This is a genomic window from Chryseobacterium sp. MMS23-Vi53, from assembly GCF_047651245.1.
GTDB lineage: Bacteria > Bacteroidota > Bacteroidia > Flavobacteriales > Weeksellaceae > Chryseobacterium.
On sequence record NZ_CP180265.1, the window covers coordinates 3618301 to 3641493 of the forward strand.

The window sequence follows — 23193 nt, forward strand, 5'->3', positions numbered from 1 at the left end:
TCAAAGATGAAAAAAATAATAATCTCAATCAGCGCCCTGTTCATTACGGGGCTTGCTAAGGCGCAGTTGAGCACAGCAGAAAATTATATTTATACAAAAACATATTTGAATCATCTCGATCCATCTGATCCAACTCAAATACTGAAAGTTTCGGAAACAGTACAATATTTCGATGGATTGGGAAGACCCAAACAGATTGTCAATATTCAGGCAACACCACAAGGAAAAGATGTTGTAACACATATCGAATACGACGGATTCGGAAGGCAGGTAAAAGATTTTCTTCCTGTTCCCCAACAAGGAACGCAAAACGGAGGGATTTATGCCTCACCTTTAAGCAATGCAACACAGCCAACACTTTACGGCTCAGAAAAAATATTTTCAGAGAAGCAGCTTGAAAACTCACCATTAGACCGAATTTTAAGTCAAAAACAAGTTGGAAATGCTTGGGATAACAAACCTGTAACATTCGGTTATGACGCCAATGTGGATGGTGATGTGAAAAAATACATAGCAACATTTGATTATACAAATTTTGAATCCCATATTATTTTATCAGGATCATATGCTACAGGGCAACTGTATAAAAATATCGTTACGGATGAAGATGAAAATCAAACCATTGAATTTAAAAACGGACAGGGGCAGGTTTTGCTAGTCAGAAAAGTTGGCGATACAGGGAATATCGATACCTATTATGTTTACAATGATTATAACCAACTAGCTTATGTGATTCCACCATTAGCTTCGGTTACAGGTTTAGTTGATGAAACCACATTAAACAACCTTTGCTATCAATACAAATATGACGGCAGAAATCGTCTCGTAGAAAAGAAACTTCCGGGGAAAGGGAAAGAATATATGGTGTATGATAAGCAAGATCGTTTGGTACTAACTAGAGATGCCAATATGGAATCAAAGGGGCAATGGCTTTTTACTAAATACGATCAATTCTCAAGACCAATTTATACAGGTATTTTAGATAGTCCTCCAGGTAGGGAGGCACAAGTGGTTGCTGTAGAAGGACAAGGTTCAAACAATGAACTAAGGAGCTCTTCAAGTTTTAATAATGCTGGAATGGATGTGTATTATTCAAACACAACAGCATATCCTACTGCTAATTTTAAATTGTTGAGTGTCAATTATTATGATACTTACCCAACAGGATCACCAAATATTTCCTCTCCAATATTACAACAAGAAATTCTCCCACAGGCAGATCAAGGAGTTTCTGTCAGTACAAAAGGGCTTCCAACAGCTTCTTACGTAAAAAATATAGAAGATGATAATTGGACTAAAAACTATACTTGGTACGATATTAAAGGAAGAGCAATTAGCACATATTCAATCAATCATTTAGGTGGGCGAACAAAAATGGATTCTAAACTGGATTTTGCAGGAGTTGTTCAGAAAACAATTACTACTCACAAAAGATTGGATACTGATACAGACAGGGTAATTATAGAAAATTTCACCTATGATTCTCAAAACAGATTATTAGCTTATACCCATCAGGTAGATAATAATTTTGTTGAAACTATTTCTGAGAATTCTTACAATGAACTTTCGCAATTGACTAATAAAAAAGTAGGAGGTTATCCTTCATTAGGAGGTAATAGCTTTCTTCAAAGCATTGATTATTCATATAATATCCGTGGTTGGATGACCAAAATTAATGATCCAAAAAATCTTAATGGTAAATTGTTTGGATATGAAATGAAATACGACTCAGTAGATGGAGAAGAAACACCTGATCCTTTTGACACAAGTTTAAAAGTGCTACCAAGATATAATGGAAATATTACTGAAGTAGACTGGAAAACCTCAACTTCTCCCAATGATTATTTAAGAAGATATGGTTATGTTTATGATAAATTAAATAGATTATCTGCTGGATTTTATCAAAGAGAAGATAATCCTTCCGCAAGAGAATATTTTGAAAAAATGACTTATGATCTTAATGGAAATATTACCAATCTAAAAAGAACAGCTTCTTTGGATGGAAATACTACTGCAGGATTAATAGACAATCTATCATATGAATATTTTAATAACGACCAGAGTAACAGGCTTAACAAAATAACAGATGGACAGCAGAATCCATCAGGTTATCCTTTAGGAGGAAATATTATTGAGTATGATAATAATGGTAATATGACAAACCATTTAGATAAAGGAATAAATTTAATAAATTATAATTTTTTAAATCTTCCGGATTCGGTAAGAAGAGGGAGTGGCAGACTTATTCAGAGTACTAATTATCTGTATAGAGCAGATGGAGTAAAAGTAAAGAAAACCAGACTAAGTCAATCGGTTATTCTTGGATATACTGAATACCTTGATGGGTTTCAATATGAAAAAACCGGAAACTTTGCCCCTTCTTTACAATTTGTACCAACAAGTGAAGGATATTATGATTTTCAACAAAATAAGTATATTTACAATTATTTAGATCATCTCGGAAATGTACGAGTAAGTTACACAAAAAATGGTTTAGGTATCGATATAGTTGAAGAAAGCAATTATTATCCATTTGGTTTAAAACATGAAGGTTATAATATGCTAAGTGGTAATCCAAGTTATCAATACAAATACAACGGAAAAGAGCTTCAGACAGAAACAGGAATGTATGATTATGGAGCGAGATTTTATATGCCGGATTTAGGCAGATGGGGAGTGATTGATCCGCTAGCGGAGAAACATAGAAGATATTCGCCTTATAACTACGCAGTAAATAATCCGATTAGATTTATTGATCCGGATGGTAGGGATATTAGTTATACTGGAGCAGATGCTCAAGCTGCATTTAGGCTTTTACAGAGTTTTATGGGATCTCAGAGACCACCTAATGATTATATTTTTGATGAAAAAGGCAATTATGTTAGGACCGAAAAAAATAATCAACCACATAGGTTAGTTGTAGAAAATTCAAAAACTAAAAGTAGAACTAATTATAGTTTTGCGGATCCTAGTGAAGATCCCAAACAAATAGATAGAGGTATTATAAATAAATTATTATTTGTTAGTGAAGCTGAAATCGAAGGAATGCTTAAAGGACAAGGTACTTTTGAATCTGGAAAATTTAATTTTGCTTGGGAAAGTCAAGGAGGTGGAGATTTTGATTATTCATATTCTGTTCTTCCAAAGAAATATACTGAAGCAAGTTCAGATCCTTTGACTAATTATTCAAATGCTCTTTTTTTGCCTGAAGGAGATAACACTGCACATAACCAGATGAATTTTGGAAATTATTTATGGGGAGCAACAGGTTATACAGTTGGGTTTGATTATTCTGGTCTTCAAATGGGAGCGCATGCAAATAGTAGATTTAATTCGAGAAGAAATGGTTATGATTCTCAATGGGATTCTAAAGATGACCAAAGATCCATAATACTAGGAGCTACTCATGCTAGGCGGGGTGGTTATAGATCAATAAAAGCTATAATGTTATATGGAAAAACTCACAAGAATTCTTATTAGTGTATTTTTATTGCTCATTCTTACGGAATGTAACCCAACTAATTATAACGATAAATTTTCAAAACTCGAAAATGAAAATTTTACTTATTTTAAGGGATATTCAATAACCTATAGAAACGGAACATATTTAATCAGTAATGCTAATGTAGAAAAAGATGATAAAAGAATTTTTGTTAAAAAAGGAATTACTGGAAAAATTAAGAATATCAAAGATATTTATAATAATTTTATTAATAAGTCTGAGACAGAAATTAAAGCATTAGAGAAGTTGTTAGATAAATTTGATAAATTAGATGTTACAAATTTATCTGTGGATGATTTTCAAAATATTCAGTTTGTTTTTTCCTTTGATAAATGCTCATATACATTTTTAAAATTGTCAGATAAAAATACCTTGAAAGATGTAAACAAGACATATTTTAAAAAATATAAAAAAAATTGGTATTTATATAAGCAATGTTCAGAATAAAATAAAAAGACACTTGCGCGAGCCTCTTGCTCGTTTCATTCATTAGAAAACCACTGCACCCGTTGCAGTGGTTTTCCATTTCCAATTAAAACAATTCCAAAAACTTACAAAAAACCAAAATAAAATTATAAAACATTGAAAACTAAACGATTGTTTTTTTGTTTTCCACAATTCAATAAAATAAACTCCTATATTTGTAGCGTAACAAACAACACAAATATGAAAAACACAAAAAGCTCTACGAGCGAAACAGGTCATGCAAAAAATATTGCGAACCTTCAGGATCTAATCTCTTTTTGCAAAGGATATGGCGACAAATACAATCCGGTAAAAGAAGAATTAAAAATTTCAAGTCTGGAAACTCTTTATCAGGATGCACTTCAAAAGTTGACAGAAACCCAAACCAAGAAAACTTTCTTCAACAATGCGACTAATCAACGGGCAGATGCATTTCGCGATCTCAATCCTTTATCTACGAAAATTGTCAATGCATTGGCGGTTTCAGAAACAAATCCTTTAATGTTAAGTAACGCAAAATCCTACAATAAAAAACTACAGGGAAGAACAAAATCAAAAATAGAAATTCCCACATCTGAACAGGATTCGGAGATTGTAGCGAAAACGATTTCTACTTCTCAACAAAGCTATGACAGCAAGATCAATAACTTCTCCAATTTAATTCAGGTCTTAGAACAAAGCACAGCTTACAACCCAAATGAAGAAGATTTAAAAGTAGCTTCATTACAGAATAAACTAACAGATATGAAAAGCAAGAATACAGTGTTGATTCATGCCTACACAGAATATTCTAATGCAATGTTATCCAGAAATCAAATACTGTATGATAATCTTACAGGGCTTTGTCAAATTTCGAAAGAGGTAAAACAATATGTAAAATCAGTTTTTGGTGCGACAAGTCCACAATACAAGCAAATTTCTTCAATATTGTTTGTAAAACGAAAGTAAAATTTAAATATTTTCAATGCTAAATATAAAACTCCTGTTGTAAAATATACTTTCTGCACAGGAGTTTTAGCTTTTTATAAGGTTGATTAATTTTTTTAAGATGTATAAGTAAATATTAGTAATGTTGTTTTAAATATTAGCAATGTAAAAGTAAAATCTCTAATAGTTGATGATGATTTTTTGCTTGTAAAAGTTAAATGTTCTATTGTAAAAGTAAATTCTAGAATTGTAAAAATATATTTTAGCGATGTAGTTGATAAAACTCGCAATGTAAAATATACTTTTTGTATAAACGGATAATAATATTGCAACATTATCCAGTATTTTAATAACTTAGAACATAAAATTAAAACCTACAAAATAAATACTCAAAACAAAAAATCTGCGTAATCAGCAAAATCTGCGAGAGCAAAAACCACCAAACTCAAAACTCCCATGAAAAAATTCCTCTTTATCCTCATCGGTATCATTGTTATCTTAATCATCATTGTTTTAATCAAAACATTTACCTATCCTTTTAAAAAGATCAATTCATCAACTTCCAAAGGTTGGAAAGTAATAAAAGACGATTCTGCGATCCAAAGACTTTCAGGAGGAATAAAAATTCCAACAGTTTCCACAGGTGAACTAGGAGAGTTTGATTACTCCACATTCGACAGAATTAAAGAATATTTAAAAACATCTTATCCCCTCATTTATGAAAATGCAGAATATGTTGAAGTCAATCAATACGGTTTGGTGTATAGACTGAAAGGCAGTAATCCATCTCTTGCTCCTATTTTATTTTTGTCTCACACCGATGTAGTTCCTCCGGGAGATGCAGATTTAAAAGATAAAACAGAAAATGTTTTTAGAGCGAATGATAAACCTTTACCCCCTGTTTCAATAGTTGCAGAGGAGTGGGATTTTGGACCATTTTCAGGAGCTGTTGCCAATGGAAGAATCTACGGAAGAGGAACCATCGATATGAAAGGAATGCTCTTTTCTTTAATGGAATCTTTAAATAACATTATTAAAACGCATCACAAACCTCAAAGAGATATTTATTTGGCTTTCGGATTTGATGAAGAAGTGGGCGGACAAAAAGGAGCGGTGCAAATTGCGAATTATTTTAAATCTAAAAACCTCACATTCGATGCCGTTTATGACGAGGGCGGATTGATTTTACAAAAGGGAAGTGTTGCAGGAATCGACGCAGATGTAGCCGTAATCGGTTGTGCAGAAAAAGGTTTTCTCTCTGTTAAAATTAAAGTAAAGGGATTAGGCGGACATTCATCCATGCCTCCTACAGAAAGCGCTATCGGAAAAGCGGCGGTCATCATGCAAAGATTAGAAGACGACCAAATGAAACCAATGATCACCCCTTTGATAAATGAATTCTTCACCAAAATTGGAGGATCAATGTCATTTGTAAATCGAATGGGAATTTCCAATCAATGGTTATTGAAACCCGTATTATTATCTCAATTGACTAAAAATAATTCAACCAACGCATTAGTTCGTACCACAACAGCTTTAACGATGATGAAAGGAAGCGACGCACCGAACGTTCTCTCTCCCGAAGTAGAATTTGTCGTTAATTTCAGACTCCTTCCCGGTAACACAGTAAAAGAAGTAAAAGAACATATTGCAAAAGCAACAAAAGGTTTTGATGTCGAAATCGAAGAAATTGATAATGTAAAAGAAGCTTCTGCCGTTTCTTCAACCAATACAAAAGCCTTTAAATTAATAGAAGCCGGAATCAAAGAAATTCATCCGACGGCAATTGCAACACCTTACCTCACGGTTGGAGCGACAGATGCATATAAGTATCAAATTGTAAGCAAAAATATTTACAGATTTATGCCGATAAAAATTACCGATGCCGAAAAACAATCCATACACAGCACCAACGAATACATCAGTATCGAAAATTACATGAAGATGATCCACTATTTTGAATTTATTATGCGTAATTATGATAAGTAATGAGCAATGAGTAATTCATCAGAAATATAATTAGTAAACAATAAAAAATAAAGTATACTTCAGGCTCAAAGAATCATCAGCAATAAAACATTTAGTATTCGCACTGTCATCCTGAGCGAAGTCAAAGGATTTCCACCGATTTCGGAAACTGAAGTGTAAAGAAAAAGAAACCTGTGAACGTTTAGAAAATTCTCCTGTTAAAGCGCAAAACAAATGACAAATCTTGAATTCGCGTAGGATTAAATTTTAATTTTTGACATTTAGTTTCCCAATCTTGAATTTTTGTTTCAAGACAAAGAAAAACAATAAATAATAAAAAACAAAAAACAAAAAAATAACACGTCAAGTTTTGTCGCATTACGCCATTAGCTTTGTCATATCAAAATTACAGAGCTATGGAACTGCCATTTTATTTAAATTTTAACGACTTCGAAAACAAATATTACGACAATCTGGAAAAATGGTTTGAAGAATATCACAACAGCTCAGAAACCGATTATCTGAAGGCACTTGTTGAAATGTACAGTCCGTACGTTTATTATAATTTTGCGAATGACAGGCTTCAGGCGGATGCTTCGATTCAGATTAAGGACTGTTTTTTTCCATATTACGAAAAGATAGGACTCTCATTTTGTACTACCTGCGAAAATGGAAAGACTTCAAAAAATATAAATGGTATAAACCATGTTTTCGAATGGAAAACCATTACGATGATGGAGTATGCTCAACATGTTTTAGATAAAATCAACAGATATTTTTCTAAAAATAACGATAAAGAGGGTAAAAACATTCTCGATTTCATCAATAACCATGAGATTATCACCTCCAGAGAAGGGGCGGGGCTTTGTGTCAACTACAACCAACATCAGGTAACGCTCCCTTTTCTGAAGGCTTATCTTCCGGTGTACGGACAAACCGTGAACATTGCACTGTACAGAGATTTTATTTTCTCGATCGTTCAGATTGCTGAGTTTATTGATCAGAAATTAAAAGAAGTTCAGGCTTTTGGAAGCACAATTTATTCAAAGTTAAAATCAGAAGCCAAATTCAAAGTACAGCTAAGCCATCAGTTTCTGACCATGTGCAATTAAAATTTTACATCAAACATTCATATAGCTAGATTATTTAAAAGTTTGAAATAAGTTGGTACCTTTTTCAGACAAGAATCCCAGTCGAATGGCTGGGATTTTTTGTGGAAATTATATTTTAATATCTTCTAATATGTTTTAAATAAAAAAGTCTCAGGTAAAAACCTAAGACTTTGATTTGCAGAAAGGAAGGGATTCGAACCCTCGATACAGTTACCCGTATACTACCTTTCCAGGGTAGCTCCTTCAACCACTCGGACACCTTTCTTTATTCGAGACTGCAAAAATAGAGTATTTTCCGGAATCTGCAAACTCAAAATGAAATTACTATGAAATTTCTCCACAAAGACTTTTCGCAAAGTTATCGGCAAAGCTTCCTGTGTAATTTGGATTGTCAATTAAATGCATTGCCTTCGTAATCGCACTTTCCGCAGTAATATCTTTTCCGCTGATGGCTCCGATTCTTGAGAAAATATTACTGTTTTCATATTTTCCAAAGGAGATACCTCCTGAGATACATTGGCTTACAACCACAATCTCTGTTCCGTTGTTTCTGATTTCCTGCAAGGTTTCCTGAGTTTTTTCACTACTGAAAATCGTTCCCGAACCGAAAACCTGAAGAATCAGAACCTTCATTTTGGGGATTTCTTTAAAATGATTCAGTTTCATTCCCGGAAAAATTCTCCAGAATAAAACATCCTCAGAAATATGATCATCCACATGAAATTCAACATTCGCATCACCACGGTGAAGATTATCTTTAATGATATTCAAATGAACTCCGGATTGTCCAAGGATAGGGTAGTTTGGACTGGCATACGCATCAAAATATTCAGCAGAATATTTCAGCGTTCGGTTTCCTCTCAATAATTTATATTCAAAATAAATCGCAACTTCCTGAATTACTGCTTCATCATTTTCGTATAAACTTGCGTAATACAAACTTGTTAAAAGGTTTTCTTTGGCATCCGTTCTCAAATCTCCAATTGGAAGCTGTGAACCCGTCAAGATCACTGGCTTTTTCAAGCCTTTTAACATGAAACTTAATGCTGAAGCGGTGTACGACATCGTGTCCGTTCCGTGAAGAATTAAAAATCCGTCATATTCATCATAATTTTTTTTGATGTAATGTGCAATAATTTTCCATTCCTCTGGTCCCATATCCGAAGAGTCGAGCGGTTTTGCAAAAGGATGCACGAAGACTTCGCACTCCATAAGCTTCATTTCTGGCATTTTTTCAAAGATATTTCCAAAATCAAACGCGCGAAGGCTTCCGGTTTCATAATCTTTCTCCATACCGATGGTTCCTCCGGTGTAGATAAGCAGGACTTTTCGTTTCATGTAGTACTTTTATTAGAATTTTGAGCCTTTGTCAGGTTCATTTCTCAAAATTACGTTAATTTGCAAAGATTTGAAAATGAATGAAAGATTTAGCGCAAACTTTTGAGTATTTAAAACAGTTTTTAACGGAGGAAAGATTACAGAAGATCGAGCATTTTTCGCCCGAAAGTTCAGATTTTATCCTTCCTGTGGTGGAAGATGTCTATCAGTTCCGAAATGCGGCGGCGATTGTGCGTTCTGTCGAGGCGTGTGGTTTTCATAAAGTGGTGGCTTTGCAGGAGGAATATAGTTTTGAACCGAATCTTCGCGTTACAAAAGGTGCAGATACTTGGGTAGAGGTTGAAAAAATGCCAAGAAATATGGAGTCTTTCCAAAATATTAAAGATAGAGGATATAAAATCGTGGCGGTTTCTTTGGAAAACAATGCTAAAATGTTACCCGAATACGAAATTACAGAACCAATTGCTTTAGTTTTCGGAACTGAAATGGAAGGCGTTTCTCAGGAAATTCTGGATTTTGCAGATGAGACATTGGCGATTCCGATGTACGGTTTTACAAGAAGTTTTAATGTTTCGGTGGCAGCTTCGATTTGTATGTATGAATTGAAACAAAAATTGATAAAATCTGGAATTGATTATAAATTGAATGAAGAAAAGCTTCTGAGAATGAAAATTCGTTGGGCAGTGAATTCGATGAGAAGCGGACAGCAAATTTTTGATAAGTATCTGAAAGAGAATAATATTGATTTTTAGTTGAACTTTTAAAACACAAATAATCATGCAAAAATACACCAAATACCTTTTCTTTATTTCTCTGATCTTGTCTTTGGGGTCTTTGTATCTCATTGAAAAAGGGGGAAAAGAAATCTATCCTTTTTTCAGCTGGAAATTGTTTACAAGCCCGAGCGGAAGCGAGAAATTTGAGGAACAATACAGATTGTACAAGGTTGAAGGAAAGGACACAATTCGAGTTTTATATAAAGCTACCGATCTTTATGACGAAAACAATCAGGCTTTGATTACAGGGTTTTACGGTAAGAAAATTGAGAAAAATGAAGACAGAGAAAAAAGCATTCAGAAGATGAAAATTTTCATTAAAAGTTATCAACCGGAGGATATTAATTTTCTGTTGTTTAAAGAAAGCTTCAATCCATGGGATTTGGGAAAACCGACTTTTAAAATCAACAAAACTCTGATAACCAAGCTGTGATGAAATACAAAGAACTTACTGTTTTCAATTATAAAATCACGTATTATGCAATGCGTATTTTTGGTTTGTGTTGGTTATTAATGCAATATTTGGCTTTCAGAAAAATCAGTCGATGGCCGAAAGAAATTTATGAACCCTTTTTAGAAATTCAACGATTTATTTTTCCTCAATATCCTAGCGAAATTTTATATGGAAGTATTTTATTGATATGTGCTTTGCTTCTAATCATAACGATATTTAAGCAAAATTATATTCTTAATATTTTAATTTTTGTTTTAATCGCAATCATCAATTTTCCAATTTCACTAAATTTTAGTGTAGGACACAACAATCATTTGGTTATCATTGGATATTTCATGGCGATTTTCCTGCTGCCGAAAAATTTAAATAAAGAAAATGATTTTAAATGGATTCAGTATTTTTATCTTGGAATATTGACGACGTACAGTTTGGCGGGAATTTCCAAGTTTTTAGGAATTGCTAAAAACATCATCAAAGAAACAGGGAAAATCACATGGCTGGATAAAAATGCTGCCAAAATCAATACTTTGGACAATTATTGGATGGCAGATATCAAAGTCCCGGACTGGATTTTGAATTTATATGCTTACGAAACCTTCTGGGTTGCAACTACAGTTTTCGGAATTGTAGTTCAGGCTTCTAGTTTCTTAGGGGCTTTTAACAGAAAATATCTTACATTTATTATGATATTTCTGTATATTTTCCACTGGTACACAGATTTTTTTGTATTGGCCGATTTCAGGGATGCTAAAAATTTTGTTCTGATTGCTTTATTCCCTTACCATATTTTTTATCCGTTGTATTTAAAATTTAAAAAGAATTAAACTAAGAATAAATAATTCCACGCTGCAACGAAGATTCCTGCAGTTTCGGTTCTAAGTCTTTGACTTCCAAGTGATACTGCTCGGATTTTGTTGTCGGATAAATAAGAAATTTCTTTTTCTGAAAAATCTCCTTCCGGGCCAATCAAAAATGTGATGTTTTCCAGTTTTGGGATTTGCTTTAATTCGATTCTATCTAAATTTTCATGACAATGCGCGACAAAAGTATTTTCAGGATTAATATTTTTCAGAAAATCCTGCAGTTTTAAAGAATCATTAATAATCGGAAAATGAAACCTCAAACTCTGTTTTGATGCAGCAATAGCCTGTTTTCTTAATTTATCGATATTGATATTTTTACGTTCTGTTTTTTCAGTATGTAAAATGCTAATCTCAGAAATGCCCATTTCTACAGCTTTTTCAACAAAAAATTCAATACGGTCAATATTTTTCGTCGGAGCAATCGCAATATGTAGTTTCGGACTGAAGTCGGGATAATCAGTTTTAATATCTTCAACTTCAATATTCGCTTTTTTGCCTTCAATCAACAACTTTCCGGAAGCCAAATTACCTTTTCCATCTGTTACATGAATTTCCTCACCATTTTTCATTCGAAGAACTTTTACGATGTGCTGTTGTTCTTCGTCGTTAATTATTGCTTTTCCGTTATTGATTTCGCCAAAAAAAAGTTTCATATATTGATATTTAGAATCTGCCCGAATTTATTTATAATTAAATATTAAAAGTAAATTTCATTATCGCTTAAAAATGCTACACCAGTTTTTATAGTTGTATATACATCACCTTCGCAATCACGGTATGAACATAAATAAATTTCTTCAATCCACTTATTATTCATGAAAATTAAATTTAAATATTCGTTTTTTCTTAAATTATTTTTAATAGATAAATAATCTCCTTCTTTCGGTTCATATGCAAAACTAAAAACGTTCTCTGAATTTATTTTCTCAATAATCTCTTCTTTTACATTCTGAATATAGCCTATTTCGGAACTGCTCATTAAAAAATCATCTTCTTCCGCTTCAGCAACGACTTCATTTTTACCCGTCACTGTTTCTAATATCCAGTAATATTTTGAATTCTTTTTAGAATGTTTTCCGAGTATTTTTTCTTCTAGTAATATTTTCATAAATCATATTTTGCTGTAGCAGAAGTTCTAAGATCCGTAAATTCTCCCCTCTCAAATTTCAATTGCGCCACCATTGCAATCATTGCGGCATTATCGGTTGTATATTCAAATTTTGGGATATAAATATTCCAGCCTAGTTTTTCATGATTGTCCTCCATTGCCTTTCTTAAAGCAGAATTTGCAGAAACACCACCTGCGATCGCAACTTCTTTTATATCTAAATCTTTCGCAGCTTTTTCCAGTTTGTTCATTAAAATTTCAATGATGGTTTTCTGAACTGAGGCGCAAAGATCATTAATATTATTTTTAATGAAGTCATTATCTTTTTTAACTTCTTTTTGGATAAAATATAATACAGAAGTCTTTATTCCGCTGAAAGAATAATCGTAATTTTCTAATTTCGGTTTATTAAATTTATATGAATCAGGATTTCCTTCCTTTGCTAATCTGTCGATAATCGGACCAGCCGGATAATCCAAATCAAAGATTTTTCCGATCTTGTCAAATGCTTCTCCTGCCGCATCATCAATAGTTTTTCCAATGATTTCCATATCAAAATAATCCTTCACCAAAACGATCATTGTGTGACCACCACTTACGGTAAGGCATAAAAACGGAAATTTGGGCGGCATAGGATTTGCATCCTCAATGAAATGCGCTAAAATATGCGCCTGGAGGTGGTTTACTTCAATTAATGGAACATCCAGACTCATTGCCAAAGACTTAGCAAATGAGGTTCCAACAAGAAGAGATCCCAAAAGTCCGGGCCCGCGCGTAAATCCTATCGCAGAAATTGCATTTTGTTGTATATTTGCTTTAGTTAGAGATTTTTCAACAACGGGGATGATATTTTGCTGATGTGCACGCGATGCCAGCTCAGGAACAACACCGCCATATTCTTTATGGATAGCCTGATTCGCAGCGATGTTCGACAAAATAGAATTTCCCTTGATGATAGCTGCTGATGTGTCGTCGCAAGACGATTCAATACCTAAAATTATAGAGTCGCTCATAATAATGGCAAAGTTAGAGAATAATAATGAGAATGAGAACAAAAAATCAGTAGCTGGCAACTTAGGTGATCAGGTACAGAAAGCTGTTGAAAATGCCGAAGGTGTTGTAAAGGAAACAGTTAAAGAAGCGTCTGAATTGGCTTCAGATGCCATTCATCATCCCATTGAAACGGCTGAAGAGTTTGGAAAACAGGCTGTAAAAGACGTTACAAGTTATTCCTGGTGGGCAAAATTATTATTAATTCTTTTTTGGCTCGGCTTTGGATTAATCGCGGCAATTTTTATCATTATAAACCTTCCGGTTACTAAGCAATGGGCTGCAGATCAGGCTCTACAGATAGTCAATAAAGATTTTAAAGCGAAAATGTCAACCGAAAGTGTTGAGGTTAATTTTTTCGGGAACGTTAAAATTAAAGGTTTAAAAATCAAAGATTATAAAAATTATGATTTCATCACGGCGAAAGAATTTATCGCGAATTCAGATTGGTTTTCTTTGGCTACAAATATTGGGAAGCACAATTCTTTAAGCTTCAATTCTCTTACTTTAAAAAACGCAGACGTAAAAGTCATCACTTATAAAGGCGACAGTATTTCAAATTTTATCCGTTTTACGCAATTGTTTGACAGTGGCAAAAAAAGAGACCCGAATAAACCTCCGTTTCAGTTAAATTCGAGATTGCAGATTCTTGATTCTAAAGTTTCGATTGTTAATTTAAATTCTCCTGGAGAACCCGGAAAATGGCTGACTGCAACGAAATTTAATTTAATTGCGCCCAACGTAAAAGTAAACGGCCCAAATGTTTCTGCATTAATTAATAATATGTCCTTCATCACGACAAGATGGGGGAAATCTCATTTTGTAGACACTTTTTCTACGGAATTGTCATTGAATCAGGATCATCTTCTGTTGAAAGATTTGACGTTGAATACAGACCACACGCTTTTGCAAGGTGATATTAAATTTAAATTAAACAAAGGTTCATGGGCATATTTTGCAGACCGAGTTCGCTGGGATATGAATCTAAAGCAGGGAAGTCAGCTTAGCGGTTACGACATCAGTTATTTCGTGACGAATTGGGATAATTTCAAGCCTTTTAATGTTTCAGGAAAAATGTCGGGACCTTTAAATAATTTTTATTTAGAAAACTTCCTGATCCGAAATCCCGACGTGAATATTGCAACCAAAACCATGAAGGTTAACAATATTCTAAAAGGTAAATTTTTAATTGAAACCAATAATCTTTCAGCAGATTTTACATATAAAGATTTAAAAGCGATGATGCCTTCATTTATTTCTAAAAAGATGAAGAATTTTGCGGATGATTTTGGGAAATTAAAATACAATGGTGCTGCAAGAGTGGATCCACATCAGGTTTATGTTTCCAGTGGAAATTTAATGACAGGAATCGGACAGGCGAAAATCACTAAATTTTCTTTGACAGATTACAGTTCCGCAATGCCGAAATACTCAGGTTTAGCGGAAGTAAAGGACTTGAATACTTCTGTGATTACTAAAAATAAATCTGTTGGATTAATTTCAGGTAGATTTGATATTAATGGACAAAGTTTCGATGTAAATACCATGAAACTGACGACCAAATCTCAGATCTCTAGTATCGAAATTATGAATAAAGAGATCAATAATCTTTACTTAGATGGATTATTGGACCACAAAAAATATAACGGATTAATTACCATCAACGACGAACAGGCGAAAGCCACAATTAAAGGTCTAATTGATTTTAGTACGCCAAGAATTTCTATGAATGTTGACGCCGATGTTAATTATTTAAACATGAATTATTTTACCGATAAGCCCGGAAACCAGATTGTAAGCGGAAAGGTTAATGGTAAAATGGCAATGTCTTCAATTAACGATTTAACATTGGATATAGAAGCCAACGGAATCAATTTCGCAACGGCAACTCAAAAATATTCTATTCCAAATGCGAAGGTGAAAACATTTGTGGAAAACGGGGGGCGTGTAATTGATGTTGATGCTCCGGGAGCAGTAAACGGAAAGATTTCAGGACGATATAATCTTGGAGATCTTGTGGGAATGGTCGAAAACGGATTGAATAAAATTCTGGTTGGTCCAGCTCCGAGAAAATTATACAGAGGTCAAAATTTTGCTATGAATTTTGATGTTCAGCAAGGTTTGGTTAATTATTTTATGCCTGACCTTAAAATTCCACAAGGTGCAAAAATAGAAGGTCAATATGATGGAAATGCTAATAATTTAATTTTAAATATTGATGCCGCTTCATTAAAATACATCATGACCAAGACTCAGGAAATTACGGAAGCTGATAAGGCTTTGGCTGCCTCAAATCCTGCATATAAAATCAATGAAAGAGATAACATCACCAGAGACAGCGCGATGGTCGACAGTGTGATGGTGAGAATCAATACGGCTAATCTGGACGAACAGATTTTTGCTAAAATCAATAAAGTTCAGTACAATAAAAATATCCTTAAAGACATTACTTTAAGTGGAAGAAATGAAAACAATACGATTCTTCATTTAGCAACGAAATTCAAGCATGGAAGTCCGGAAGATGAGATTGATAATAATTTGAAGGAGTACGCAATTAATGTCAATCAATCAACGAATGCGGGGGGAGATTTTGTCTTTAGATTTGAACCTACAGAAGTTAAATTCAACGATGTAACTTGGGCAATAGATACAAGTCCGGAGCTCAATCATTCCATAACATATCGAAAAAAAGAAGGTGATTTTGATATTCAGAACTTAAAAATTTATTCTGACGGAAGTTCACTTTTCATTAAAGATGCTCAGTTTAAAAATGCCAAAGATTTTTACGTAGATGCCGAGATCGAAAATTTTGCCATCGAAAAATTGCTGGAAATGCAGTCCGGTGGAAATTCTCTGAACTTAAAAGGTCTCGCCAACGGAAGCGTGAAAATCAAAATGGATAAAAACACACTGCAACCTTTGGTAGATCTTACTGTTGATGATATTATGATGAACGGAAATGACATGGGAGATATCACAATTTCTGCAACCAATGGTTTTTCATTAAACGTTTATGATGTTGATATTAAAGTAAATTCAGCCGGAGTTATCGGAAACAATAGTCTTCATGTGACGGGTACAGTGAACAATAACACATCCTCGCCTACAATCGATCTTACAGCAGAAATGAGAGATTTCGATGTGGCTTTTGCACAACAGTTTGTGACGACGGTTTTTGGAAATCTTCGAGGAAAAGCAACGGGAGATCTTAAAATTGCCGGAAAATTCAATGATCTGGATTACAGTGGAGATATTGCTTTGAAAGGTTTTGGTTTAAAGCTGTTATTTACAGGAGTTGATTATTCGTTTGATGATACGGTAATTCCTTTAACGAAAGGTTTGGCGATTCTTAATAACGTAGAAGTTCACGACGGAAGAACCAATTCAAAAGGAAATATTTCGGGAGCGATTCAGTTTGAAACTTTGTCTTCAATGGGGGTCAACCTTGTAATGAGAGCGGATAATTTATTAATGTTAAATACAACTCAGAAAGATCTGGATCTTTTCTGGGGAAGAGTTTATGGACAGGGAGATCTTTATGTCGATGGTCCTGTTTCCGGATTGAGTATTTCCACACCCAATATGAAAGCTTTGAGCGGAAGTACATTTACATTTAATTCAGGCTCAACTTCGAATGTAGAAGAATTTAAAATGTTGAGGTTTTTAAAAGAAGGAAAAGATGGATTGGTAACGCTTGAAGAAAAGAAAAAATCCGGAGCAAATATGAATATCGATTTCGCTTTGGATGTCGATAAAGGAACAACAGTAAACGTTTTAATTGGCGATGATGTCGGAAATATCATGGTAAAAGGAGCGGCAGAGAAGCTTCGTTTCCAGATGAGCAGACAAGGAAATATTGCTATGAACGGAACTTACAGAGTAGACAATGGAACTTTTGTTTCTAAAGCTATTTTGAATAAAACTTTCCAGATTGAAAAAGGAAGCAGCATCCGCTGGGATGGAGATGCAATGAAGCCGGCGCTAGACATTACTGCAAACTATGTAAGAATGGTTTCCAACGCAGGGGAATATTTGAATATGGGAAGTATTCAGCCGATCAGTATTTTGCTTCAGGCGAATATCACACAATCTTTGGTTGATCCAAAAGTGGACTTAAATGTTACAGCTTTAGATGTTTCCAGCCAGGTTAGAGAAACTTTGGCAGCAAAAATGAGTCAGGAAGGAGAGAAGGTTCTTCAATTTGGTTCGGTTTTGTTGTTGAGCAGTTTCAATGTTTCCAACACGGGTGGAGTAGATGTTGACGTTGCAGGGGTTGCAGAATCTTCCGGATATAATATGCTTTTAAAACAATTGGGATCTGTTTTAAATACAATGAGTAACGAATTCCAGATTGACCTTAATTATGTAAAAGGTGACCAATATTCCAACACGGGAGACCGAGCAAATGCAGGGGTAAGTTTTGCGCTTTCACCAAGAATTAAAGTAAAAACAGGATTGGGAATTCCTTTAACTAAAACTGAAAACACAGAAACCAATTATCTTTCCGGAGAAGGTACCATCGAGTACGATATTTCAAAGAAAAATGATGGTAGCCTGATTCTTAGAGGGTATTCCAAACCTTCCAATATCGGTATGGTAAATGGAGCCGGATCAAACGGAACAGCAAACCAAGCCTATGGAGGTGGTATTGTTTGGAGTAAGAGCTTCAATTCTTTATTTAAAAAGAAGAAAAAAGATAAAAAACAGGCAGAACCGAAAAATGAAATAAAAACAGATTCTACAAAATCCGAAGCAAAATAATTGTAAATTTTTAATGATTTTTATCATCTGTGTTAATTATTGTTAATGTTTGATATAATTTTTTTAGTTAAATTATTTTTTATAAATTTGCAAAAAATACATAGATTTTTTAAGAAAATTGTAATTTAACTAATATGAACTATCAACTGGACGAAATAGACAAGAAAATTCTTGATTTCTTAGTAGAAAACACAAGAATGCCTTTTACTGAAATTGCAAAACAGATGGATGTATCTGCAGGAACAATTCACGTAAGAGTGAAAAAGATGGAAGATGCAGGTATTATTTTGGGATCATCTCTTAATATCGATTACGGAAAGCTAGATTATCATTTCACAGCTTTCATCGGAATCCTTTTGACAAAATCTAACAGAACTCAGGAAGTTTTGAAAGAGCTGTCAACTATTCCTAACGTAATCGAAGCAAGTGTTATTTCTGGAAAGTATAACATTTTCTGCAAAGTGAGAGCGAAGAATACAGATGATGCGAAGAGAATTATCTATCAAATAGATGATATTCAAGATGTAATGAGAACTGAAAGTATGATTTCTATGGAAGAATTCTTGAGTGACAAAAACAGATTGATCAACGCGATCTCTATCTAATTCAAATTTTAAACGAATTATATAAAAGAACTTATGAAATCTCTCATAAGTTCTTTATTTTTGTACCTATGGAAGAATACAGCTATTTTGACGAAGATCCGAAGAAAGGATGGGGTTTTATTCTGGCTTTCGCAGCCTTGATGTTATTTACGGTAATGGGATTCGGAATCGATCTTGATGAATACCTTCAGCACGAATTATTAAATATTCCGGCTTGGTACGCCTACACAGTTTTCACGATCGACGCACTGATGGTGGTAAGTCTCGTTTTAATGTTTTTCTACCGTAAAATCGGCATCTTTGCCTTTCCTGCGTTGTTAGTTCTGCATTTCTTTATGCACAATTATTATTTATCGACATTTTTGTACACAGACGTTACGAATCTTTTCCTTTTTACTGGATTTGGAATGTTGGCAATTATTCCAAAATGGAAGTTTTTTAGATAATAATTTACTATCAATTAACTCTAAAAAAAATTATTAACGATAAATGTGGAAAACTTTTCCACTTCTTTAAGCCCTAGATATAAGGTTTATTCAAACTTATCAACAAAAAATGTGAAAAATTGTTGGTTACAATTGCGAAATTTAAAATTCACTTTTATTATCTTTGTTAAAGAAAAAGCCAAAGAACAATAGACTTCTGACATACTATAGTTCTTTGGACTTAATTTATTAACAATTTAAAACTCGCAAGATGAAAAAGCGGAGGAAAAAAATTGTTAAAAATGCAATAGCAATTATTGAATTTTTGATACTAGTAATATCGCTAATTCGAGCTATTAAAAATATTTTTTAACATTTTCCACCTTATAAGAGGTGGTTTTTTTTGTTCTGTTTTGTTGAACAAATTTATAACTTTTTTATAAACTAACAATAAAACTGTTGTAAAATATATTGATCTACTATCACTTTTACTGTCAACAGTAGCTTTATCAGCGCCTTTGAAATAACTATTCTATCATTTTGAAAAATGACCAGAATATGAATTGCTACTTTCATCTTTACCTTTATGAACATTAATATACTTTCTTATTATTGATATTTTTATAAAATAATTATAGACAGAATGACCTGTCTGTTTTAAAAATTAAATTGTAAATTTGTTTTAATAAATCAATCGAACATGTCATCACCAAAAGAAAGAATCATCAACACAACATTTGAACTCTTTGCAAAGCAGGGTTACAATTCAACAGGAATCAATCAGATTATTTCCGAAGCCAATGTTGCGAGAGCGAGTTTCTATCAATATTTTAAATCAAAAGAAGATCTCTGTGTTGAATTTTTGAATGTAAGACACGATTATTGGTTTAAAGAATTACATAATTTCAATTCAAAACAGAAAGATGTAAAATCTAAAATCATTTCATCCTTCGATTTTTTAATCTATATGAATCAAAAGGAAAATTTCAGAGGTTGCAGTTTCCTGAATATTTTATCTGAAATTCCTACGGATAACGTGAAAATTTTAAATGTCATTCAAAGTCACAAAACAGATTTGAGAAATTATTTTTCTGAATTAATAAAAGACAAAGACCTTGCAGATCACATTTATCTACTTTTTGAAAGCAGCATTATTGAAAGTCAGCTTTTCAGATCGAATGAATTAATAGAAAAATCAAAAAAAATAATCACCAATTTAATTTAATCATGGAACAAAAACACCCACTTCCACCTTTCACATTAGAAACAGCATTAGAAAAAATTCAATTAGCAGAAGATGCTTGGAACAGTCAGGATCCTGAAAGAGTTTCTAAAGCGTATACCACTGATAGCGAATGGAGAAACAGAGATCAATTTGTCAACGGTAGAGAAGAAATCGTAAAATTTCTTTCTAAAAAATGGGAGCGCGAACTCAATTATAAACTGAAAAAAGAATATTGGGCACACACCGAAAATCGTATCGCCGTTCGTTTCGAATATGAATATCAAACCAAAGAGGGAAATTGGTTCCGTGCTTACGGCAACGAAAATTGGGAGTTTGATGAAAATGGTTTAATGAGAAAAAGATACGCAAGCATTAATGATTTAGCAATAAAAGAAGAAGATAGAAAGTTTAAATAATTTTGTTGGAATTTCGCAAAGGCGCAAAGGGTTTTTATATTCTATCTATAAAGTTTTAAGACGCAAGGATTTTATCTTCGATAAAATTGATTATGCATAAACAAAAATGTTTGATTTTCTTTGTGCCTTATAACAAGTATTAAAATTAAAAAAAATTTGCGCCTTTGCGAAATTCCAACAAAGAAATAAGTGTTAAATAAAAAAGCATCCATTTATGGATGCTTTTCATTTATATTTCAAAGAAATTATTTATCTAAAATTCTCTTCACTGCTTCTTTCACAGCAGTTGAGTCAATTTTATATTTCTTCATCAATTCAGCAGGGGTAGCAGATTCTCCGAAAGTATCGTTTACAGCAACAAATTCCTGTCTTGTAGGTCTTTTTCTTGCCAACATTCCCGCAATAGATTCACCTAAACCACCAAGGTAATTGTGTTCTTCTGCAGTCACAATTTTACCTGTTTTTTCAACAGATTTTAAGATGATTTCTTCGTCCAAAGGCTTAATTGTGTGGATATTGATCACTTCACAAGAAATACCTTCTTTTTCAAGCTCATCTGCAGCAACTAAAGATTCCCAAACTAAGTGACCTGTTGCAACGATCGTTACATCAGTTCCTTCCTGAAGCATAATTCCTTTTCCGATCTCGAAAGGCATATCTTCCGGAATGAAAACCGGAACTACCGGTCTTCCGAATCTTAAATAAACAGGGCCTTCAAAATCAGCAATAGCCAATGTTGCAGCTTTAGTCTGATTGTAATCGCAAGGATTGATAACCGTCATCCCAGGAAGCATTTTCATCATTCCGATGTCTTCCAAAACCTGGTGAGTTGCTCCATCTTCTCCTAATGTAAGACCGGCGTGAGATGCACAGATTTTTACATTTTTGTTTGAATAAGCAACAGACTGACGAATCTGATCATAAACTCTTGATGTAGAAAAGTTAGCGAAAGTTCCCGTAAAAGGAATTTTTCCCGTGATGCTAAGACCTGCTGCCATACCAATCATATTCGCTTCTGCAATACCTGTCTGAAAGAATCTTTCCGGAGCTTTTTCAATGAATTTCTCCATTTTCAAAGAACCGATAAGGTCTGCGCAAAGTGCTACAACATTAGGGTTTTTATCTGCCAATTCAGCTAATCCGGCACCGAATCCTGAACGTGTATCTTTTTTTTCTGTATATGTAAATTTCATGAGGATTTCTATTTTTATAGAATCATGTAACCTTGCGGTTTCATTTTGTTCTAATTATTAATTAAGATTACTTATTACCAATTACTCATTACTTATAATTAATAATCCGCAGGAGCTTCTAAATATAATTGCTTGAATGCAGTTTCCAATTGCTCATCGTTAGGAGCTTTTCCGTGCCAAGCGTGAGATCCCATCATATAATCTACACCGTAACCCATTTCTGTATGAAGAAGAATAACCACTGGTTTTCCTTTTCCTGTTTCAGTTTTTGCTTTTTCAAGGATTGCGATAACAGCTTCAAGATCGTTACCGTTTTTCTCTTCCAAAACAGTCCATCCGAAAGCTTCAAATTTTGCATGAAGATTTCCTAGAGAAAGTACATTTTCAGTACTTCCGTCGATTTGCTGTCCGTTATAATCGATTGTTGAAATGATGTTATCTACTTTTTTACCAGCAGCATACATGATCGCCTCCCAGTTTTGTCCTTCCTGCAATTCACCATCTCCATGTAAAGAGTAAACGATTGAGTTATCTCCGTCTAATTTTTTACCTTGAGCAGCACCTAAAGCAACAGACATTCCTTGTCCTAAAGAACCTGAAGCAACTCTCACACCAGGAAGACCTTCGTGAGTGGTTGGGTGACCTTGTAATCTTGAATCTAGTTTTCTGAAAGTACTTAATTCCTCAACAGGGAAAAAGCCGAATCTTGCTAAAGTAGAATAGAATACGGGAGAAATGTGTCCGTTCGAAAGATAGAAATGATCTTCATTTTTACCTTCCATTGTGAAAGGAAGTTTATAGTTCATTACCTTTCCGTAAAGTGCTGTGAAGAATTCAGTACAACCTAAACTTCCACCTGGGTGACCTGAATTTACAGCGTGAACCATTCTTAAAATGTCTCTTCTGATTTGCGTAGTAAGAGATTTTAACTCTTCGATGCTTTTGCTCATTGTTTAGAATTTATATGCACACAAAGCTACAATTTTTTGGTGGCTTACGGAAATG

Annotated in this window: 19 protein-coding genes and 1 tRNA gene; 13 read left to right on the forward strand and 7 right to left on the reverse strand. The window is 33.7% G+C overall.

Going from position 1 to position 23193, the window contains the following annotated elements:
* The first annotated feature begins 6 nt into the window (after positions 1 to 6).
* The 5 genes from ACKX2A_RS16240 (at position 7) to ACKX2A_RS16260 (ending at position 7974) form a co-directional block, all read left to right on the forward strand.
* Positions 7 to 3480, forward strand: a complete 3474-nt coding sequence (locus ACKX2A_RS16240) for a DUF6443 domain-containing protein (protein WP_415325871.1) — start codon at positions 7 to 9, stop codon at positions 3478 to 3480.
* Positions 3452 to 3949 (forward strand): hypothetical protein, encoded by a 498-nt coding sequence (locus tag ACKX2A_RS16245; protein WP_415325872.1) that lies wholly within the window; start codon positions 3452 to 3454, stop codon positions 3947 to 3949. Before ACKX2A_RS16240 ends, ACKX2A_RS16245 begins: the two co-directional genes overlap by 29 nt.
* Before the next feature lie 219 nt (positions 3950 to 4168).
* Positions 4169 to 4915 carry a hypothetical protein gene (locus ACKX2A_RS16250; protein WP_415325874.1) on the forward strand — a complete coding sequence of 249 codons (747 nt, stop codon included), beginning with the start codon at positions 4169 to 4171 and terminating at the stop codon, positions 4913 to 4915.
* A 435-nt stretch (positions 4916 to 5350) separates the two neighbouring features.
* Positions 5351 to 6883, forward strand: a complete 1533-nt coding sequence (locus ACKX2A_RS16255) for a M20/M25/M40 family metallo-hydrolase (protein WP_415325876.1) — start codon at positions 5351 to 5353, stop codon at positions 6881 to 6883.
* Between the two features lie 395 nt (positions 6884 to 7278).
* Positions 7279 to 7974, forward strand: coding sequence for a hypothetical protein (locus tag ACKX2A_RS16260; protein WP_415325877.1), 696 nt, complete (start codon positions 7279 to 7281; stop codon positions 7972 to 7974).
* Between the two features lie 178 nt (positions 7975 to 8152).
* Here the strand turns inward: ACKX2A_RS16260 and ACKX2A_RS16265 are convergent.
* Positions 8153 to 8239, reverse strand: a tRNA-Ser gene (locus tag ACKX2A_RS16265).
* Between the two features lie 59 nt (positions 8240 to 8298).
* Positions 8299 to 9312 carry an asparaginase gene (locus tag ACKX2A_RS16270; RefSeq protein ID WP_415325878.1) on the reverse strand — a complete coding sequence of 338 codons (1014 nt, stop codon included), beginning with the start codon at positions 9310 to 9312 and terminating at the stop codon, positions 8299 to 8301.
* An 80-nt stretch (positions 9313 to 9392) separates the two neighbouring features.
* Between ACKX2A_RS16270 and ACKX2A_RS16275 the strand changes: the two genes are divergently transcribed.
* From ACKX2A_RS16275 to ACKX2A_RS16285, 3 genes are read left to right on the forward strand one after another with little or no spacing between them, the layout of a single operon-like run.
* The gene (locus ACKX2A_RS16275) at positions 9393 to 10064 is read left to right on the forward strand and encodes a TrmH family RNA methyltransferase (protein WP_415325879.1); all 672 of its coding nucleotides are present in this window, start codon (positions 9393 to 9395) and stop codon (positions 10062 to 10064) included.
* Positions 10065 to 10089: 25 nt separating this feature from the next.
* Positions 10090 to 10521, forward strand: coding sequence for a hypothetical protein (locus tag ACKX2A_RS16280; RefSeq protein ID WP_415325881.1), 432 nt, complete (start codon positions 10090 to 10092; stop codon positions 10519 to 10521).
* A complete protein-coding gene (locus ACKX2A_RS16285; RefSeq protein ID WP_415325883.1) occupies positions 10521 to 11366 on the forward strand; it encodes a hypothetical protein in 846 nt (281 codons plus the stop codon). Before ACKX2A_RS16280 ends, ACKX2A_RS16285 begins: the two co-directional genes overlap by 1 nt.
* Here ACKX2A_RS16285 and ACKX2A_RS16290 read toward each other — a convergent pair.
* Genes ACKX2A_RS16290 through tsaD form a run of 3 tightly spaced genes read right to left on the reverse strand, consistent with a single transcriptional unit; the run spans position 11363 to position 13526 of the window.
* Positions 11363 to 12058 (reverse strand): RsmE family RNA methyltransferase, encoded by a 696-nt coding sequence (locus ACKX2A_RS16290; protein WP_415325885.1) that lies wholly within the window; start codon positions 12056 to 12058, stop codon positions 11363 to 11365. The genes ACKX2A_RS16285 and ACKX2A_RS16290 overlap by 4 nt on opposite strands.
* A 44-nt stretch (positions 12059 to 12102) precedes the next feature.
* Complete coding sequence (locus ACKX2A_RS16295) at positions 12103 to 12513, reverse strand: hypothetical protein (RefSeq protein ID WP_415325886.1); 411 nt, start codon at positions 12511 to 12513, stop codon at positions 12103 to 12105.
* Entirely contained in the window at positions 12510 to 13526 is a 1017-nt protein-coding gene (tsaD, locus tag ACKX2A_RS16300; RefSeq protein WP_415325887.1) for a tRNA (adenosine(37)-N6)-threonylcarbamoyltransferase complex transferase subunit TsaD, read from the reverse strand. Before tsaD ends, ACKX2A_RS16295 begins: the two co-directional genes overlap by 4 nt.
* Positions 13527 to 13530: 4 nt before the next feature.
* On the opposite strand from tsaD, the gene ACKX2A_RS16305 reads away from it, so the two are divergent.
* The 5 genes from ACKX2A_RS16305 (at position 13531) to ACKX2A_RS16325 (ending at position 20995) form a co-directional block, all read left to right on the forward strand.
* Positions 13531 to 18324: a translocation/assembly module TamB gene (locus ACKX2A_RS16305; RefSeq protein ID WP_415325889.1), complete on the forward strand. Its 4794-nt coding sequence runs from the start codon at positions 13531 to 13533 to the stop codon at positions 18322 to 18324.
* Between the two features lie 134 nt (positions 18325 to 18458).
* Entirely contained in the window at positions 18459 to 18929 is a 471-nt protein-coding gene (locus tag ACKX2A_RS16310; RefSeq protein WP_065400659.1) for an Lrp/AsnC family transcriptional regulator, read from the forward strand.
* A gap of 68 nt (positions 18930 to 18997) precedes the next feature.
* Entirely contained in the window at positions 18998 to 19375 is a 378-nt protein-coding gene (locus ACKX2A_RS16315; RefSeq protein ID WP_415325890.1) for a hypothetical protein, read from the forward strand.
* A 679-nt stretch (positions 19376 to 20054) separates the two neighbouring features.
* The gene (locus ACKX2A_RS16320) at positions 20055 to 20579 is read left to right on the forward strand and encodes a TetR/AcrR family transcriptional regulator (protein WP_415325891.1); all 525 of its coding nucleotides are present in this window, start codon (positions 20055 to 20057) and stop codon (positions 20577 to 20579) included.
* Between the two features lie 2 nt (positions 20580 to 20581).
* Positions 20582 to 20995 carry a DUF1348 family protein gene (locus ACKX2A_RS16325; RefSeq protein WP_415325892.1) on the forward strand — a complete coding sequence of 138 codons (414 nt, stop codon included), beginning with the start codon at positions 20582 to 20584 and terminating at the stop codon, positions 20993 to 20995.
* 245 nt (positions 20996 to 21240) lie between these two features.
* Here ACKX2A_RS16325 and ACKX2A_RS16330 read toward each other — a convergent pair whose 3' ends face one another.
* Positions 21241 to 22188, reverse strand: a complete 948-nt coding sequence (locus tag ACKX2A_RS16330; RefSeq protein WP_415325893.1) for a transketolase family protein — start codon at positions 22186 to 22188, stop codon at positions 21241 to 21243.
* A gap of 98 nt (positions 22189 to 22286) precedes the next feature.
* Complete coding sequence (locus ACKX2A_RS16335; RefSeq protein WP_415325894.1) at positions 22287 to 23138, reverse strand: transketolase; 852 nt, start codon at positions 23136 to 23138, stop codon at positions 22287 to 22289.
* Positions 23139 to 23193: the final 55 nt, after the last annotated feature.

Coding starts and splice junctions, on each gene's coding strand:
- ACKX2A_RS16240 (WP_415325871.1), top strand. CDS start 7: ATGAAAAAAATAATAATCTCAATCAGCGCCCTGTTCATTACGGGGCTT.
- tsaD (WP_415325887.1), bottom strand. CDS start 13,526: ATGAGCGACTCTATAATTTTAGGTATTGAATCGTCTTGCGACGACACA.
- ACKX2A_RS16285 (WP_415325883.1), top strand. CDS start 10,521: ATGAAATACAAAGAACTTACTGTTTTCAATTATAAAATCACGTATTAT.
- ACKX2A_RS16260 (WP_415325877.1), top strand. CDS start 7,279: ATGGAACTGCCATTTTATTTAAATTTTAACGACTTCGAAAACAAATAT.
- ACKX2A_RS16305 (WP_415325889.1), top strand. CDS start 13,531: ATGGCAAAGTTAGAGAATAATAATGAGAATGAGAACAAAAAATCAGTA.
- ACKX2A_RS16325 (WP_415325892.1), top strand. CDS start 20,582: ATGGAACAAAAACACCCACTTCCACCTTTCACATTAGAAACAGCATTA.
- ACKX2A_RS16255 (WP_415325876.1), top strand. CDS start 5,351: ATGAAAAAATTCCTCTTTATCCTCATCGGTATCATTGTTATCTTAATC.
- ACKX2A_RS16280 (WP_415325881.1), top strand. CDS start 10,090: ATGCAAAAATACACCAAATACCTTTTCTTTATTTCTCTGATCTTGTCT.
- ACKX2A_RS16295 (WP_415325886.1), bottom strand. CDS start 12,513: ATGAAAATATTACTAGAAGAAAAAATACTCGGAAAACATTCTAAAAAG.
- ACKX2A_RS16335 (WP_415325894.1), bottom strand. CDS start 23,138: ATGAGCAAAAGCATCGAAGAGTTAAAATCTCTTACTACGCAAATCAGA.
- ACKX2A_RS16250 (WP_415325874.1), top strand. CDS start 4,169: ATGAAAAACACAAAAAGCTCTACGAGCGAAACAGGTCATGCAAAAAAT.
- ACKX2A_RS16310 (WP_065400659.1), top strand. CDS start 18,459: ATGAACTATCAACTGGACGAAATAGACAAGAAAATTCTTGATTTCTTA.
- ACKX2A_RS16320 (WP_415325891.1), top strand. CDS start 20,055: ATGTCATCACCAAAAGAAAGAATCATCAACACAACATTTGAACTCTTT.
- ACKX2A_RS16270 (WP_415325878.1), bottom strand. CDS start 9,312: ATGAAACGAAAAGTCCTGCTTATCTACACCGGAGGAACCATCGGTATG.
- ACKX2A_RS16290 (WP_415325885.1), bottom strand. CDS start 12,058: ATGAAACTTTTTTTTGGCGAAATCAATAACGGAAAAGCAATAATTAAC.
- ACKX2A_RS16315 (WP_415325890.1), top strand. CDS start 18,998: ATGGAAGAATACAGCTATTTTGACGAAGATCCGAAGAAAGGATGGGGT.
- ACKX2A_RS16330 (WP_415325893.1), bottom strand. CDS start 22,188: ATGAAATTTACATATACAGAAAAAAAAGATACACGTTCAGGATTCGGT.
- ACKX2A_RS16245 (WP_415325872.1), top strand. CDS start 3,452: ATGGAAAAACTCACAAGAATTCTTATTAGTGTATTTTTATTGCTCATT.
- ACKX2A_RS16275 (WP_415325879.1), top strand. CDS start 9,393: ATGAAAGATTTAGCGCAAACTTTTGAGTATTTAAAACAGTTTTTAACG.